At 55.2% G+C, this 15,994-nt stretch carries 15 protein-coding genes and 2 pseudogenes; 2 read left to right on the forward strand and 15 right to left on the reverse strand.

The genetic code is table 11. The features are described 5' to 3' along the window. Nucleotides 1-29: 29 nt before the first annotated feature. The 15 genes and pseudogenes from MJQ68_RS17265 to MJQ68_RS17330 form a co-directional block, all read right to left on the reverse strand. Nucleotides 30-2,327, reverse strand: coding sequence for a copper-translocating P-type ATPase (locus MJQ68_RS17265; RefSeq protein WP_238752415.1), 2,298 nt, complete (start codon nt 2,325-2,327; stop codon nt 30-32). Between the two features lie 22 nt (nt 2,328-2,349). After that, nucleotides 2,350-2,943, reverse strand: coding sequence for a DUF2911 domain-containing protein (locus MJQ68_RS17270; protein ID WP_238752416.1), 594 nt, complete (start codon nt 2,941-2,943; stop codon nt 2,350-2,352). A gap of 2 nt (nt 2,944-2,945) precedes the next feature. Continuing rightward, nucleotides 2,946-3,455, reverse strand: a complete 510-nt coding sequence (locus MJQ68_RS17275) for an ion channel (protein ID WP_238752417.1) — start codon at nt 3,453-3,455, stop codon at nt 2,946-2,948. Nucleotides 3,456-3,603: 148 nt separating this feature from the next. Further along, on the reverse strand, nt 3,604-4,167 hold the full coding sequence (locus tag MJQ68_RS17280) for a DUF2231 domain-containing protein (protein ID WP_238752418.1): 564 nt from the start codon (nt 4,165-4,167) through the stop codon (nt 3,604-3,606). Between the two features lie 21 nt (nt 4,168-4,188). Then, the gene (locus tag MJQ68_RS17285) at nt 4,189-6,753 is read right to left on the reverse strand and encodes a multicopper oxidase domain-containing protein (RefSeq protein ID WP_238752419.1); all 2,565 of its coding nucleotides are present in this window, start codon (nt 6,751-6,753) and stop codon (nt 4,189-4,191) included. An 86-nt stretch (nt 6,754-6,839) separates the two neighbouring features. Next, nucleotides 6,840-7,175, reverse strand: a complete 336-nt coding sequence (locus MJQ68_RS17290; RefSeq protein WP_238752420.1) for a four-helix bundle copper-binding protein — start codon at nt 7,173-7,175, stop codon at nt 6,840-6,842. A gap of 16 nt (nt 7,176-7,191) precedes the next feature. Then, nucleotides 7,192-7,317, reverse strand: a complete 126-nt coding sequence (locus tag MJQ68_RS17295; RefSeq protein WP_238752421.1) for a DUF305 domain-containing protein — start codon at nt 7,315-7,317, stop codon at nt 7,192-7,194. A gap of 12 nt (nt 7,318-7,329) precedes the next feature. Next, a complete protein-coding gene (locus MJQ68_RS17300) occupies nt 7,330-7,722 on the reverse strand; it encodes a DUF305 domain-containing protein (protein ID WP_238752422.1) in 393 nt (130 codons plus the stop codon). Further along, on the reverse strand, nt 7,722-8,270 hold the full coding sequence (locus MJQ68_RS17305) for a DUF3347 domain-containing protein (RefSeq protein WP_238752423.1): 549 nt from the start codon (nt 8,268-8,270) through the stop codon (nt 7,722-7,724). Before MJQ68_RS17305 ends, MJQ68_RS17300 begins: the two co-directional genes overlap by 1 nt. A gap of 105 nt (nt 8,271-8,375) precedes the next feature. Next, complete coding sequence (locus MJQ68_RS17310) at nt 8,376-8,798, reverse strand: helix-turn-helix domain-containing protein (RefSeq protein ID WP_238752424.1); 423 nt, start codon at nt 8,796-8,798, stop codon at nt 8,376-8,378. A gap of 57 nt (nt 8,799-8,855) precedes the next feature. Next, a pseudogene (locus tag MJQ68_RS18060) lies at nt 8,856-8,981 on the reverse strand (IS5 family transposase); the annotation flags it as partial. A 1,525-nt stretch (nt 8,982-10,506) separates the two neighbouring features. Beyond that, nucleotides 10,507-11,001, reverse strand: a complete 495-nt coding sequence (locus MJQ68_RS17315) for a hypothetical protein (protein WP_238752425.1) — start codon at nt 10,999-11,001, stop codon at nt 10,507-10,509. 212 nt (nt 11,002-11,213) lie between these two features. Continuing rightward, entirely contained in the window at nt 11,214-12,158 is a 945-nt protein-coding gene (locus MJQ68_RS17320; protein ID WP_238752426.1) for a hypothetical protein, read from the reverse strand. A gap of 112 nt (nt 12,159-12,270) precedes the next feature. Beyond that, on the reverse strand, nt 12,271-13,239 hold the full coding sequence (locus MJQ68_RS17325; protein WP_238752427.1) for an endonuclease/exonuclease/phosphatase family protein: 969 nt from the start codon (nt 13,237-13,239) through the stop codon (nt 12,271-12,273). Nucleotides 13,240-13,377: 138 nt separating this feature from the next. Continuing rightward, a pseudogene (locus tag MJQ68_RS17330) lies at nt 13,378-13,613 on the reverse strand (transposase); the annotation flags it as partial. Nucleotides 13,614-13,898: 285 nt separating this feature from the next. Between MJQ68_RS17330 and MJQ68_RS17335 the strand changes: the two are divergent. Both MJQ68_RS17335 and MJQ68_RS17340 read left to right on the forward strand, forming a co-directional pair. Then, a complete protein-coding gene (locus MJQ68_RS17335; RefSeq protein ID WP_238752428.1) occupies nt 13,899-14,729 on the forward strand; it encodes a KilA-N domain-containing protein in 831 nt (276 codons plus the stop codon). 26 nt (nt 14,730-14,755) lie between these two features. Next, nucleotides 14,756-15,553: a hypothetical protein gene (locus MJQ68_RS17340; RefSeq protein ID WP_238752429.1), complete on the forward strand. Its 798-nt coding sequence runs from the start codon at nt 14,756-14,758 to the stop codon at nt 15,551-15,553. Nucleotides 15,554-15,994 lie beyond the last annotated feature (441 nt).

Consider the following 15,994-nt stretch of genomic DNA (forward strand, 5'->3'; position numbering starts at 1 on the left):
AATTCGATGATTGGACGGTGTCCGGTATATCAACTAAGCTTGCTTCGCAGCAATTGCGCGTTCACCGCACAGATCACGGTGCTTGCGCTCATCAGCGCCGCGCCAATGGCTGGGTTGATCATCAGTCCAGGCACGAAGCCCGTCGCCAGGGGCAGGGCTACTACGTTGTAGCCGGTGGCCCACCAGAGGTTTTGCACCATTTTGCGGTGGGTGGCTTTGCCGAATAGGATCAGGTTGACGATATCATTCGGGTTGCTGTCGACGAGTACTATGTCGGCGGTCTCGGCAGCCACGTCGGTGCCCGAGCCGATGGCGATGCCCACGTCGGCCTGTGCCAGGGCCGGCGCATCGTTGACCCCGTCGCCGGTCATGGCCACGAACTCGCCAGCGGCCTGTAGCGCCTTGATCTTATCCTGCTTTTGTTCCGGTAGCACTTCGGCCATGTAGTCGTCCATGCCGAGCTCCCGGGCCACGGCGGCGGCCACCCGCTCGTTGTCGCCGGTCAGTAGCGAGCACTTGATGCCATTATTCTGCAGGGTTTTGATCGCGCCGGCGGAGCTTTTCCGGATTCGGTCGGCGAAGGTCACGAAGCCCGCTAGCGCACCGTCGATGATGATGAAAATCTTAGTGTCTACCGTCTCCTGCTCTTCGGCGGGGGCCGTGAGGCCGGTACGTTCGAGCATGGGGTAGCCACCAGCGCGTACCGCCCTGCCGTTGACCGTTCCGCTAACGCCCACACCGGCTTCGTACGCAAAGTCGCTACTAGCGGGTACCCGCAGACCGTCCGCCTTGGCGCGCCGCTGCAGTCCCTTGGCGATGTGGTGCTCCGAGCCGCTCTCCACGGCCGTGGCGTAACGCAGCAGTTCCGCCTCGTCGTAGGCGGCGTCCAGGGGGACTACCCGCATCACTTCGTGGGAGCCCTCCGTCAGGGTACCCGTCTTGTCGAACACGATGGTCGTGATCTTGCGCGCGTTTTCGAAGGCGGTGCGGTTACGTACTAGTAGGCCGTGCTTGGCCGATACGCTGGTCGAGATGGCCGCTACCAGGGGGACGGCCAGGCCCAGGGCGTGCGGGCAGCAGATCACCATCACCGTCACCATTCGCTCCAGGGCGAAAGCCAGCTCGCTACCCAGCAGCAGCCACACCGCGAAGGTGCCAACCCCCCCCACCAGCGCTACGACGGTGAGCCACTTGGCGGCCCGGTCGGCCAGTTTTTGAGTCTGAGACTTCTGTCCCTGAGCGTCGCGCACCAGCTTGACTACCCGGCTGAGGTAGGTATCCTCCCCGGTCCCCTTCACTTCTACGCGGATCGAGCCGCTGCCGTTGATCGACCCGCCGATGACCTCGGCTCCCGCGGCTTTGGTGACTGGCTTGCTCTCGCCAGTCAGCATGCTCTCGTTCAGGTCGGTCGTCCCCTCGGTGATGAGGCCATCGGCGGGTACTTTTTCTCCGGGTTTAATCACGATCAGGTTACCCGGCTTGAGCTCGCTTACGGGGACTTTCATCACATGATCGCCGTGTACTAGGTTGGCCTCATTGGGCATCAGCTCGGCCAGCGCCTCCAGCGCCCGGCTGGCACCGAGTACCGAGCGCATCTCGATCCAGTGGCCCACTAGCATGACGTCGATCAGGGTAGCCAGCTCCCAGAAGAAGGTCTTTCCCTCCAATCCAAAAACCACCGCGGAGCTATATAGGTAGGCCGCCGAGATGGCCACGGCGATCAGCGTCATCATCCCCGGCGCAGCCTTACCCAGCTCGTCCTTCAGTCCCTTCAGAAAGGGCCACCCGCCGTAGAAATAAATGATCGTAGACAAGCCGAAGAGTACTAGCAGCTGCCCCGAGAGGTCCCAAGCTATCCCCAGCCACTGCTGAATCATCGGGGCTAGCAGGAGCACGGGGACGGTCAGCACCAGCGACACCCAGAAACGCTGCTTGAAGTCTTCGATCATCATGCGGTGATGATCGTGGTGACCGGCGTGCTCGCCGTCGTCCATCCGACCGTGGTCCATCTTCGAATGATCCATGGTACTGTGGTCCACGGTGGCCGTTCCGTCGTGGTTCTGGTCACTGATGGCCGCCTCGTGCCCGTGTTCGGTCAGCTCCGCCAGGTGATCCGCTACGGCTTCGGCCTCCTGCAGTCGGTAGGCACCGGCCCGGCCTAGGGCCTGGTTCAGCGTACTATCGGTGACGTGACGCGACATGGTGACCGTCGCCCGCCGGTCCGCCAGCTCCACGGTTTCCACGCCTTCGATCCCGAGCAGTGCCGTACGTACGGCGGTTCTGCTCTGCTGGTCTTTGAGGCCGGCGATGGTGTACGTATGGGTCATGGCATGTGGTTTTTCGGTGGACTTACTGGACGGCGATCACGGGAATAGACACGCGAAGGGAATCCCAGCGCATGCTGATGCTACCCGCCCCGGTAGTGGTGGCTTTCACTGCGTATGTCAGTGATTCGGTCGCTTCGGCTAATTTCTCCGGGCGTGTGGTCAGGCGCAGTACGTCGCGATTCTCGTCGTAGTCGTCAGCCAGGTGCTGTTCGTAATTCTCATTGAGGATGACGGTCCATTCCTCCCGCCCCGGGATGGTAAACAGCGCGTAGGTGCCCGCCGGTACGTCCTGTCCGGCTATGCGTACCGGTCCACTGAAGTTGACCGACGTGGCGTTGTGTGCGCCCGTAGCCCATACCCGGTCGTAGGCCACCAATCCGCCCCAGATCGTGCGGCCGCGCTTGCCCGGAGAGGAGTAGTCGACGTGGACATGAACGTCTCCGATGCTGCCCATGGCAGCGGTATGTGGGCTCAGGGGCTTGGATGTTGTTGCTACCGCCATGTGGTCGTGTACTTCCGTAGGCGCGCTGGTTTCCCCACCGGTAGGGGCGGGGTCGCAGGTGCAAATTAGGGCGGAAAGGGCAAGCAGGCAGAGGCTGCGCGTGGGCGATATCATAGTTAGTTTTTGTCGGTGAGTGAGATAAAGGAGGAAACGGCAAACACGGTGGTCGCAAAGCCCAGGACCATTTCGCTCCAGACCAGCACCTTGGCGGGGTAGGTAGCCGGCACGAATTCCCCAAAACCGGTGGCGGTAAAAGTCACGGTGCTGAAGTATAGCCCATCGACCAGGCGGTAGAACAGAGAGGGAGGATTGAAATTCTTGAGTGCATCGCCATCGGCCAGCGTCAGCGTGCAGTAATTGACCCCGTAGGCAACGACGAAAAAGGACACCATCACCCCCAACGATACCAGACAGTTGCGGATCGACATATCATCCCCGTTGATGTGGTTGAAGACGCGCCGAAAGGTGGTAAATAGGTAAAAACCAAACTGGACGGTACCGATTAGGGCTACCAGGACCGCGGTGTGCGCAAAGTCGAACCGGAGGGCCGCTACGGCGAGCAGACTACCCCCTAGCAGTAGTCCGACCTCCCGGAGGAGCAAGCCCCACTGTATGGCGTTACCCACGGACCCACTGCATTAGCACGAGTACAATGCCCGCGCCGACGAGGAGCACAATAACCGTAGTGGTCAGGGTATGGAGGAACCGGCTAAATTTTCCCTTCGGCCCGTCGGGTTGGCAGCAGTCTTTCATGGCGGATCGTCAGTAGGTACCTTATTCTTCGGAAGGATCGGACTGACCCTCCATGTAATTGCCCTGTACACCCACCCCGTGGATATAGACCAGCGTGCCCCCGTAGTGCGCGGCCATACCTACAGTAGAGGCCGAACCGCCCACTGCGAGTAGTACAACAATCTCCAGCCATCTGCGGCCCCGGAGTATCCAGAGACTGACGCCCTTCATGACGAGTGCCGCAACACTGAGCCCTAGCGTCCATCCCGCATACGTATCGTGAAGATTCAGCACTTGCTGGGCGGCCGGGGTCAGGCCGTGCGTATGGGGATGCGTAAAGTTGCTGGCGGCTAGTGCACCGGCGACTCCGCCCGCTAGTAGTAGCAGGGTGATCCAGTCGAGCGGCTCTTTCCAGATGAAGAAGGTGGCCAGCTGCGTGCAGGTGGCTAGTAGGAGCAGCATGATGGGCACGTGCACCACCAGGGGGTGGAGGTTGGAAAACTCGGCCAGCGAGGCGTTTACGACGGACGACTCCTCGATCTGCTGCGCAACTCCCAAGACGGGAAGAACGATGGTCAGCAGCAGCAGCAGCAGGGAATATTTCATAATGTGCCTGTTTACTATCGCTTACCACATTAGTTTAATACCGGCACCGATGCCGTAATCGCTGTCGTAGCGGGCCTCCACGCCGAAGTACTGCCCCAGGATGTAGCTGGTACCGAAGGTGTACTCGATCTCCCGTCCGGTGAAGCTATACCGCCCCTGGGCCGAGGCGCGCCAGCGGCTGGTGAGCGGAATATCCTCCCGCTCCAGCTGTAGCTCGAAGCGGCCGCGGTGGTCGACGCGCAGGTCCGACCAGACCATCATGGGCAAAAAGTACCGCACGCCGGCTAGGGCTACGGCTTCGGTCTCCAGGTCCTCGCGGCCGATCTCGGGATCCATGACCTGGGTGCCGTCGTACTCGAAGCCAACGTAAGCCGACAGGTACTGTCGGGGGTCAAGGTAGCGCATGGCCTTACCCTCCACCTCGAAGTTGCCGTCGTAGTCCGCCTCTCCCTCCAGGCTAAATTCATTGTAGATGTTGAAATAGGCGAAGTCGGCCCAGCCCCCGTTACTCAGGCCGCTCACGCTGGCCATACCGAAATACTGCCGGTCATCCATGGCGAATTTATCGTAATCTGCCCGGTCGGCGATCAGTAGATCGGAGCTTCCTTCGTAGCCGATGATACGCGCCATGCCCGACATCATGTGGTACAGCAGGTGGCAGTGAAAGAACCAGTCCTTGTCTTCGGTAGCGGCAAACTCGATGATGGTAGTTTCCATCGGAGCTACGTTGACCACGTGCTTCAGGGGGGCATGGTCACCCTGGTTGTTGACGACCCGGAAAAAGTGCCCGTGCAGGTGCATCGGGTGGCTCATCATGGTGGTATTGTGGAACACGAAGCGGACGTTCTCGCCCCGCTCAATCATGATCTTATCGGACTCCGACAGCGGTTCGTTGTTGATCATCCAGACGTAGCGCAGCATGTTGCCCCCCAGGTAGAGGTGCACAACGCGTACGGGCCGGCCGTCCTTCAGGGCGGTGGGCGCTTCGGACCGTAGCATGTTGTAGTCGAAAATAGTTTCATCAGGATATGCCTGCTTCAGCTCATTGTAGCCGGTCATCATCACACCCATGGGGGCATCGGCACCCGTGTCCATCTCCATCGTCTTGCCATCCATCTCGGAGGCCTTGTAGGTCTTTCCCCTGTCCGAGCCGGACATCGCATGGTTCATTTTGCCGTGATCCATCTTACTGTGGTCCATGCCGGTAGGTGGGGTGGTGTCCTTCTGCATGCCGGGCATCGCGTGACCCATTTTGCTATGGTCCATCTTACTGTGGTCCATACCGGACATGTTCGTAGCTGAAGAATCCTTCCTCATGGGCATCTGCATATCCGTAGTACCCACACCCTGCACGTCCATGTCCATCTGCATACCCATGTCCATCATGGATTCCATAAGAATATCCGCATTACTGGGTGCCTGGCCGGCGGGGTAGACCGTCGGTTCCGGAATATCGTTGGGGGCCTTACCCATCTGCATACCGGGCATGTCGGTCATCATGCTTTTCATTTCCTGGGTAAGGGCGTAATAATCGACGGGCGGGAGATCCGGGGCGGCATGGTCGGTACCGGAGCCTAGCCAGGTAGTGGTGTACCGGTAGCGATCCCAGGAGGTGGCGCGGAACTCATAGCGACCGCCGGCTGGCAGGGTCACCTCGATGTCGTAAGTCTCGGCCGTGGCGATAAGTAGCTTGTCGACTTCGACGGGCTCGACTTCCTGCCCGTCGGCGGAGACGATTGTCATTTTCCCTCCGGCAAATTGGAGCCAGAAATGAGAGGAGGCCGAGCCGTTGATGACACGCAGACGTACTGTCTCGCCCGCATTAAGGTCGGCATAGGCGTCGGTTATTTTGCCGTTGCTGAGAAAGGCATCGTAATACACATCGGCCAGGTCCATGCTGGGCATTCGGTTCCACTCCAACCAGGCCTGTTTACCCAGGTTACCGGAGGCCAGGGCCTTACCGTAGCTCTGTACGGCATTTCGTTTGATGGCGTACCAGTCGGTGTGCCGTTTGATCTGGCGGAGCACCTCGTGGGGATCCTGCTTCGTAAAATCGGACAGTACCACTACTTTTTCCTTGGTGGACGTACCCGCCTTAGGTTGAATAACGATGGAGCCGTACAGTCCTTTCTGCTCCTGGAATTCGGTGTGGGAGTGGTACCAGTACGTACCGTTCTGGATGATGGGAAAGGAAGCCACATAGGTATCGCCGGGCTCGATGAGGCTGGTATTGAGCATGGGTACTCCGTCGTATTTGTTGGGCAGTAGCAGGCCGTGCCAGTGGAAGGATACGGTGCCCTCGGTGCGGTTAGTCACATAAATGCGTGCCGAGTCGCCCTCGGTGAAGTTCAGGGTGGGGGCGGGAATGGAGCCGTTCGTGGCCAGGGCCGGGGTGGGCTTACCCGTGAAGTCCACGGTGGTGTCTGCTACCGTAAGGTGATAGGTCACTACATTGCCGGTACGCGTGGTGAGCGACTGGCCGGGGATCACCTCGTAGGTACTGGCGGTACCGTCACCGGCCTGCTGGGCGGTAAGACCGAGCGAGGCCAGTAGCAGTCCGGTAAGCAGCAAATGGGTCCGTTTCATATTTGGGGTATTTTGGGGGGGGGGTAAAAAAGTACCCCGTCGGACCGCTTAAGCAGTCGGACGGGGGTACTTCTAGCAATCGGTGTTTAAGCGGCCATCTTGCGGCACTCGGCGGCGCACTTGCGGCAGCTCTCGGCGCAGCGCTGGCAGTGCTCGTGATCGTGCGCGGCGCATAGCTCGGCGCAGTAGTCACAGACCTCGGCGCACAGGACGCACTGCTGCTTGCTGAACTTCGAGTCGGCGGCCATCAGACCGATGCTGGCCTGAAGCACTTCGATGCACTGGATGCAGCAGTAGGGGCAGTCGTTCATGGACTTCATGCCCGCCATTTTGGCCAGACATACCTTGCAGTCGATCAGACACTCCAGGCACGATTCCATGCAGGCAGTGTACTGGTCTTTAACGGATACGGATAGACTCATAGTAAAACGGGTTTGGTTAGTCTTGCTGCTCCAGGCGGTAGATCATGCGCTTCATCTCGGCGATCTCCATCTCCTGAGCCTCGATAATTTCTTCGGCGAGTTTGATGGCCTCAGGGTCCTTTAAGTGAGCCTTCTGACTCACTATAATGGCCGCCTACTGGTGGGGGATCATAGCTTTCATCCAGCCGATATCGTCGACGAACGTTTGCTGGCGTAGTCCAGCGTAGCATAGGACGAAGGTTAAGACGGCTACCCCCAGGATGGCGTAATTCCACACCATGTTGCGGTACATTCCCCACATGAAGCCCATCATGATTCCTACCATAGTGGCGATCATAAGAAAGGTCATGTACGTCCTGGATGGGCTCAATATGACGTGATCCAGCCGGTCAACGTTCAGAAACATCACCATGTACATCACCACGAAGGATACGGTCATCATGAGCCCGAACTTGAGGTAAGGATTCATTCCCATATCCATGGAGCCGTCGTGACGGGAGTCCCGGCCAGGTTGGGACGAGCGAGTAGATTTTGCGGATTCGGTCATTACTTGCTAATTGTATCGGTGACCTTCCCGCAGGTGAGCATCTTGTCTCCGTAGAAGGGGTTGCGCACTTCGGCTACCTCGCTAAACCAGTCGGCACCCGCTCCGTCGAAGGCCATGGGGCAGTGCATCTTGTAGATGGTGCCCTCCGTCATACCGTTCGTAAACAGCTCTTCCACTTTGGTCCCTAGGGTAGCGAAGGCGCCGCGCTGCACCTCCAGCTCGTCCGAGTCGGCGATACGCTGGGCCAATTCCTTGAGGTCCCAGCGTTCGGGCCCGAAGCCTTCGGCCATATTGCCCGCGGTGGAGGCTGCTTCCGTGGCGTCGGAGCGGACCAGGGCACTGCGCAGATGCAGGTAGTTCTGAAACACCTTGTCGGTCATCGCATCGGCAAACTCAGCATCGGAGTTAGCGGGAGCCGAAGCCTGCTGTTGTTCCATCTGCTCAGGGGTACTGATGCCGGTGCTGGTAGCGTTTTCGGTCTGGGCAGTGCTATCACCACAGGCTAAGAGTAAAGCCGGTAGCAGAAGAAGAAGAGTGATACGGTTCATTGCGTGCTGTTTTCGTTATACAACACGTAATGCAGAGCCTTGCTTTGCTATAGTTTGCTAATATCTGCTATCTTATGCGCTATCCCGCCATGCGGAAAAAGGTCCTTAGAGCTTATCCAATGAATGGGGGACATACTTTCCCCGTGTTCTGAAGGCAGTGAAGGATAAGCCCGTATTCTGCCTGAAGACTGTGATTAAGCGACCCGCGCTACCATAATCCAGTCGTAGGGCAATGTTACCAATCTGATCGGTAGTCTGTTCAAGTGGTTGCTTAGCCCGCTCAATGCGGTGTAGGCGGTAAAATTCACTGATTATACGCCCCTCAACGCATGAGAACGTGCGGCTTAGGTGTGAGTAGCTTTGTCCAATGTCGGTGCTGATTACATCAGATAATTCCTTTGATGAGTCAGACCAGTCACTATATACGCGGTCCACAATCAAGCCTTTGATACGGCTGACAATATCTATCTGCTGCTTAAATCCTAGACTAGAAGCCATCTCAAAACCATTTTTCAGATAGATAGCCATAGTAGCTAGCAATATGAAGCCTTCAAAGTTGCGGTCGTAGAAGTCCCACCGTACCACGCAGCGTCGGTAGTTGTGTAGCCACGTAAATAAGCGTTCGACCTTCCACCGCCGGCGAAAGCGGCGTAGTTTTCGTCCATCCTGCGTTGGCTTCCTTTTGCGATTGCGGCGATGCGGGCAGATCAATTCTATACCCTGCTGGGCCAGTGCTTCGCGCAGGGCATCGAAATTGCCTTTACAACACTGCCCTGTTGATTGGTGCCGGCGTCAACTTCGGCTCCAAATCGGCGACACTATCCAACTGCGGTGGAATTAGATCCAGCGAGATAAGTTCGTCATCCAGAAGGGCAAGCCTGGAAAAGAAAGAGTGGTCAACTTCCACGGCAACTTCTTGAAGTTGGCCAGGAGGGTAGGGGGGGGCAGTTGAAGATGTCCGCCGACGGGTGGAGCATCTACAAAGATAAAGGGCAGAGTATGCACGCACTAGTTCTGCTAAGCCAGATCTTCGGGTATCGGGGTATCGGGATGACACGTCGGTACATCAGGCTGACGCGGAAGACAATTTCCCGCGCTTACTTGTCCTCATGGATCAATACCCTCATGGCCTAGTAACTCATTTTTCTAGAATATACACCTGGGCAGGAGGTTTCCAACCATAATCCCACCGGACTTTTCTCCGTTTTAATCTATCTGTTGCTAGAAGATGCCCAGGAGAATATTCACCGTTACGCGAATTCGCGTAACGGTGAATAGCTTCAATCCATCTACTGCTGGAATGTACCCGCGAGGTGCGTACCGCATGCATATGAATCCGATCGAACAACTGTTTCAATCCATCTGTGCTGGAAGATGCCCGTGATGTCATGTCGACGATCTGATCGGACCACTCCCACTTTAGTTCAACTATTGCTGAAGGGTTACGATGAGAGCTTTTCGCGGGGTGGTATTGTGCTGCCCCGCTTTGTTTTAATCCATCTGTTGCGGGAAGTAGCCAGTGAGGCTGTGTCCATTACGACCGTTGAGAACTGCATTCTGGGTTTCAATTCATCTACTGCAAGGTACTTTAAAGGTTAGTGGCATGGGTGTGGTTGAACTGGTTACCTGAGTTTCAATCCATCTATCGACGGAAGGTGCTCTGAGGTCCTACTTAACATAAGATAAGTTATAGGCTAGGTATAAGAAGCTGATTTTTAGTTAAATACAAGTCTGAAATATTGATGTCTCTACACCGATTGCTCTTTCACGCTGTACTGATCAAGAGACATCTACAAGATGGCTCCGGATTTCTTTTACTCAGCCGACAGCTGGGCTTGAATAGAAACCCGCTACAGCTCAGAAGCTGGTCATAGGCAAGTACCAAGATACCAAATCGTAACGCTTAGCACCAGTACCCCGTACTGGAACGTTACGATGTCTTGCTCACCCATAGTTAGGTTCTTGTTAGCTAACAAAGATAGGCAGCGACTTTACACCGACGGGGGCCGACCAAGATTACAGGTGCTGATGATCTGGAGCAATTACCCTACCCATTTCGAGTAGACCATCTGACGCACTTAGAAGGTGGAAATTCAGGGTGGTGCGCTTGACATACACAGCTTGACGTACACACTCCTGCTTATCGAACCCCGTCTATGTCACCGCCGCCAGCATCGCTAGGGTATGACACAATCCATTAGGGTGCAAGGAATCCCTGGCACGCGTGAAATCGAATTCAGGCTATCACAAACTCATAAAAGGAACGATATTCTGCCCCACCCGCTTGAGTTGCTGCTTGATCTATCCACATGTCAGAAGGCACTTTGTATTCTGTGCGGTTAGCAACATCTCGATCAATTAACACAGCAAATGCTGCTAAAAAAGAATTAAAGCATCTAGCGCAAATATAGATGACGCTACCGCTTTGTTGATCAATCACCACGATCTGGTTTTTACGCCCTAAGTCCTGAGCGTAGAGGTTATCATATACTGGGTCGCTACCAAATATCACGTAGTTGCCAAATTGTTTTTTGGTTTCAGAAAATGATAGATTTCTATGTGGTGTAAACATTGGGAATTTATAGCTTTGTAGACAGTCCACCGGAGACTCTTTGCATTCTATAAAGTGCTGTCTATCAAGTTGGCTCGTAGAGTTCGCTACCCCTAACTGTTCGAGCTCCACCGCAACAACTGATATTAGCTTATCGACAGCATTTAGAAAAATATTCACATGCCAATTCATCGCCAAGTAATATAAAATGGTCTTCTGAAATGTGGCACAATAACTTTGAGCGTTGTATCAAATGTAAGGATGGGTTGATGTGAAAAATGCAGCCGAGCGGAATCAATATCTTAAAGTGAGGAAACGCAACAAGAATACTCACTTGCCCAGACTGCTAGGGTGGGACGAAAGTTTAGAACTCACCCGGCACCCGGGTCCATTCATTTAGGCTCTGCTCGAATATCTTCAAGACGGTCTTTCGGATTGTTTGGGACGTTAAACCTGCCATCCTCGAGGATCAATTTGATGTCTTCAAATGAATTCTCCGGCCAAACCCGTAAATAATTGAAGGGGGGGGTAGTTGGAACTTGCCAGATTAAACCGTTTGCGCGGGCGAACACTGATAGAGTAGTACCATCGATTTCCACCTTATGAAAGACGCTGTTAGTAGATTTACCCATCTGTTCCATATGCTGCGCGGCCAGCGTGTCTGCAAACGTTTCCTGGTTCTTAAGTTCTAAAGGTATCGTGATACCTGTATTCGGCCTACTATCTACTTCGATCGCGTACCTGAAGTTATTCAGTTCTTTCTTGTAGACCGGATCCCCAAACAGAGACTTCATAACGGTGACTGTAGCCGCTCCGCGTCCCCTAAGTTCCGTGTTAGCGATGCGCTCGCCTCGACATCTACCGTAGGTGAGGATATCGGTCGATTTGATCTTTTGCCAATCCTCTATCTTCTTCTCATCTTCTGGCCACCGGAGAAGATCAAACAGATAAAAGCCATGATCGCGTAGCCAAGCACTTTTACTTTCTGCGGCGAGAAGGTCCTGCAACTCGCTTAACGTCAAAGCCTGACATTCACTTGCGCTACCAGCCTCATCTCCTAAGACAACACCGAAGAAGTTCTCTAGGTGGGCGGCCGTTGCTTCCTCCGGAATGCTATCTCGCTGATCGGTTAAGTAATATTTATAGTACCTGAAAACACCATACTCCTCATCCGTCATTGATAGTGACGAAGTGTCTAATGAAAGGTTGTCCTCAGCCGCGTCGCCACAGGTAGTTAGAATGAATAGTAGCGAAATCCAACTAGCCATGACTAATAGACGGACCGAAAAAGCTACTATTTGGTTTGAAATAGACACCGAACCGAAGATAGTGACCACGTATAAACAAGTTTGTTTGACCACTAATATACCGATGGTGTTCGAAATACACAAACGTAGGTCTGCACTAACCTAAATGAAAATTGAATCTCATCGATGATCAGTTTAGTAGTTAACGCACACCAAACTCCGCCCACAGCGGATAGTGATCCGACAGCATGAACGAGAACTGCTGCTTAGTTACTCGATCCTGGTCCCAGAGCACCGGCACGAAGTCATAATTACCGCCGTTCAGGAATTTCATCGACAGCTCGGTACGGCCGCGGTCACCCCGGAACCAGGCAATCTGGTCGTAGTACTTCTGCTCGTTGAAAATGGATCGGGTGACACTAGCGTCCTGCAGGGCGGGCGGCACGTAGAGCCCATTTTTCAGGAAGGTTTGGTCAAGCAAATCGCCACGGGCATCAATGTTGAAGTCACCTAGCGCGATGAGGTTCTGATCGTAGACGTTGATATTAGTGGCCCAGTCCTGGATCCAGCGGGCGATGCCGGCAAGCTCGGCTGCCCGGTCCTTGGAGGTCTTGCCGTACTTGATGTGCAGTGTAATCAGGATGAAGGTCTTACCCTCTGAGCGGAAGCTGACTGCGTAGGGCGAGCGGACAAACTGCTCGGTGAGCACCTCCTGGCCACCGGTCGCCTGCAACCATTCCTTCGGCACCACTAGCTCGCTAGCCAGGCCGCTTAAGCTGACGCGGCGGGTGTCGAAGAGGTAGGCCATGCGTTCACCGTTGCCAGCGTCTCCCCTATTGACGTCGGTCAGAATGAAGCTCCAGTTCGGTCCGAGTAGCTTCATGGTATCCCGCAACGCACGCAAGTTTCCCTTCACTTCCTGCAGCGCAACGACGTCGAAGCGCCGGATGATCTCGGTGATGTAGTGGATGCTAGCCAGGTCGCGGCGGGGGCTGTCTTCCGGGGTAGACTCCCATAAACGGGTCAGGTTGCCGAAACTGCGAAGGTTCCAGGTGGCGATCAGGAGGTTGCGCTCGAGCTGCTTGGTGGGGATGCGGGCGTCCAGGTCCTGGCGGAGCTTACCGAGTCTGCTGGTTACGGTGAGTGGTATGGCTGTAGCAATGGTTGGCATAGTGCACACAAACTAGGGTAGTAATCGTCAATCTTCCTATTATGCTGACCCCACTTCCGCTGGTTTTACGCCAGATGATCGATCAGTGTACGTTTGCACCGCGTCGTCAAGGCTTTTATACCCCACCCGTAGTACCTATTCATCCAGGCTGAAGTCGGCGATGAACCAGCTTCAGCTGCCGGTTCTCCTTCTTAGGCTGCTTTAGGCGGCGCAGTTCCGATACGCCCGTGCCGCCGTATTGCTTCTTCAAGTTGTAGAAGGTGGCCGGGCTAATTGATCCCCAGCTTACGACAGACCTACTCAACCCGGGTACCCTATTCGGCCTGCCGCAGTGCAAAGGCAATCAGGGCTTCCGTAAACTTCGATTTTTTCATGCTGATCCGGTGTAGTTAAAAGTAGCTAGATCAGCCAGATTTTCTAGTTATCAGTGGTCGCACTTTCTAGGGGAGGGGTCAAGGGGTCAGAGGGGTCAGAGTCAATAGTCACTTTTATAATAAAACAAACTTCGTATTTTGACTAGAGCGTAAATCTCAACGCGCACTTTCCACCCACTCCAAGTTGAATCAGTCTCGAAATTAGCCTGAGGTTCGTGGTCCTATTCACACCAGGAGCCTCGTGTTTTCAGTATCTTGCTACTTCAATTTACTACTAAGTAGCGCATGAAGGTATTGACGATTGAAGGGGCTACGATCCGCATGGACCAGGAGACAGGGTTCATCTGCATCACGGACATGGCCAAGCTAAAGGGGGATCCTTCTCTCAACATCGCCAACTGGATGCGGAATCGGGCTACGGTAGAGTTCATCGAGGCCTGGGAGCTGAAGCACAACCCGAGTTTTAATCCCTTCGAATTCGAAGGGATTAAAAGTGGAGCTGGCTCCAATACGTTTTACGTCTCCACTAAGGACCTGGAGCAGGCGGGGTGCACTGGTGTGTTCGTCAAACGAGGTCGCTACGGGGGAACCTACTGCTCCCCCCAGTGGGCGATCCACTTCGCTAACTGGCTCAGCGCAGCTTTCTACGTTGAGACGGTTGACGCTTACCTGCAGGCGCAAGAACTCTTGTATGGCAAGGACGCTCAGCTCAAACGCTTCTCCCGCGAGCTTGCCGCCGAGACCTACCCGCTGGCCGCGGGCCAGGCGCAGCAGCGTCTACCCCGCGGGGCTAAGCTGGAAATGAAGCTTCTCTCCGGTAAGATTGTGGGAGACATCATCAACCTGGCCATGTGGGGTATGACTTCTCAGGAGTGGAAGATCAAGTTTCCGCAGCGCGACGCGCGGAAGAATATGCGCGACTACGCTACTGCTGAGGAATTGAAGGTTGTTTCTGCCCTTCAGGTGCTCAGTCAATCCCTGCAGGAAGATCAGTATACCTCGGAGGAGCTTCTCGAACGGCTCACCGATAAGGTTCCCGAACTGATGACGCGCTTCTGCCGCACAGAGAAGCAACAGGCTAAACTCACCGCCGCCCGCGCTGATCGCGGCTGGTAAATTTTGTAACATACGATACACCACTTATGTCAACTTTGATTGCCCCCTCTCCCCTAGCGGAAATTCAGACGCTCCGCCAGCAGACTCTGAAACAAGATCTCGGTGTAGATGAATTCACCGTATTTGATGCCCTACACCAACTGCGGCTGGTAGAGAACTACCGCGGCCACATGTTCTGTAGCGACCCGCTGACCGGTGCATACTGGGAGCGCCTCGTACAGGGTGATCATCTCGTGCCTCCCCCTATGACTGCCGCCATGTGGCGTACCAGTGTAGATACCTGGATCAAGCACCACCCATCCTTGCGCCGGTTTGGGGTGGTCGACGATCAGGACTTGGTGTACCGGTTTTGGAAGCAAGTACTTGACCAGGTGCTCGTCAGCCGTCCGACCGTTACTAAGCTGCGACGTGTCGAGCGCGAGATTTGGCCGGCGGTTACATCCCCCCGGCCCGAGGATCTGCGCGGCTATATGCTGGCGATCGCCCGCCGCTTGGAGAGGGGTGGGGAATTTGTCCCTTCGGAAGAATTACTGATTGAGATCCTGGAAGAAATGGACCTGATCGTGCGGGACGTTGTTTTCTATGCAGATCTCACCACTGATGAAAAGCAGGTCTACCCCGGCCCCTTCGTGCGCTGTCAGCGCCGGAGCGCGAGTCTACTGAATCGGATCGCTGATACACGCTCAAAGTCCAAGGGCCAAAAGCTGCTCACCACCCGCTCGGCCGCTGAGTTCGTGGTGGCCGCGGCCCGTCAGCTGGGGCTTACCGTACCAGATGCATCGATAGCATTTTATCACCTCTACCCATCCGGATCACGTAGCTAGGCGCCTCGCAACCCACATCCTTATATATAGATCTCTTTCATGGATGCCGTACACCCCCTCGCCAAGCTGATTGCGCGCCTCCTTTAAAAGGGGGAGTCGTAACCTATGACCAGACGAAGCACGTATTCCGCGAGGTACGCAAGGAGCTCGAGCTCCGTACACCAAAGCGGCGGAGTTGAGAACCAGTGAAATACCTCAGCGTCGAGGAACTGGGCGGCGCTGCTTACGGAATTTGGGATGATGCGGAAGGATTTGGGGCCGTTTCTGAGTAAGAGAGGTCCGATACGACAATGGATAGGCGCGTACTGTACAGGTGCTAGCGATGAGGGAGTTTGGTTGAGCGCATCGGGGGGGTCTGGGGCGGGGCCGAGAAGTCTACTCCAATGACTCCCATCACTAAGTATTACGACCCGGTTGAACTATGAAGTAGACTGCGGCGGC

Origin of the sequence: Neolewinella maritima, assembly GCF_923081025.1 — a bacterium.
GTDB lineage: Bacteria > Bacteroidota > Bacteroidia > Chitinophagales > Saprospiraceae > Neolewinella > Neolewinella maritima.

What these genes read in the sequence shown, in the direction of transcription:
- MJQ68_RS17265 (WP_238752415.1), bottom strand. Translation starts at nt 2,327, where the DNA reads ATGACCCATACGTACACCATCGCCGGCCTCAAAGACCAGCAGAGCAGA.
- MJQ68_RS17325 (WP_238752427.1), bottom strand. Translation starts at nt 13,239, where the DNA reads ATGCCAACCATTGCTACAGCCATACCACTCACCGTAACCAGCAGACTC.
- MJQ68_RS17280 (WP_238752418.1), bottom strand. Translation starts at nt 4,167, where the DNA reads ATGAAATATTCCCTGCTGCTGCTGCTGCTGACCATCGTTCTTCCCGTC.
- MJQ68_RS17290 (WP_238752420.1), bottom strand. Translation starts at nt 7,175, where the DNA reads ATGAGTCTATCCGTATCCGTTAAAGACCAGTACACTGCCTGCATGGAA.
- MJQ68_RS17340 (WP_238752429.1), top strand. Translation starts at nt 14,756, where the DNA reads ATGTCAACTTTGATTGCCCCCTCTCCCCTAGCGGAAATTCAGACGCTC.
- MJQ68_RS17305 (WP_238752423.1), bottom strand. Translation starts at nt 8,270, where the DNA reads ATGAACCGTATCACTCTTCTTCTTCTGCTACCGGCTTTACTCTTAGCC.
- MJQ68_RS17270 (WP_238752416.1), bottom strand. Translation starts at nt 2,943, where the DNA reads ATGATATCGCCCACGCGCAGCCTCTGCCTGCTTGCCCTTTCCGCCCTA.
- MJQ68_RS17310 (WP_238752424.1), bottom strand. Translation starts at nt 8,798, where the DNA reads ATGGCTATCTATCTGAAAAATGGTTTTGAGATGGCTTCTAGTCTAGGA.
- MJQ68_RS17335 (WP_238752428.1), top strand. Translation starts at nt 13,899, where the DNA reads ATGAAGGTATTGACGATTGAAGGGGCTACGATCCGCATGGACCAGGAG.
- MJQ68_RS17285 (WP_238752419.1), bottom strand. Translation starts at nt 6,753, where the DNA reads ATGAAACGGACCCATTTGCTGCTTACCGGACTGCTACTGGCCTCGCTC.
- MJQ68_RS17300 (WP_238752422.1), bottom strand. Translation starts at nt 7,722, where the DNA reads ATGACCGAATCCGCAAAATCTACTCGCTCGTCCCAACCTGGCCGGGAC.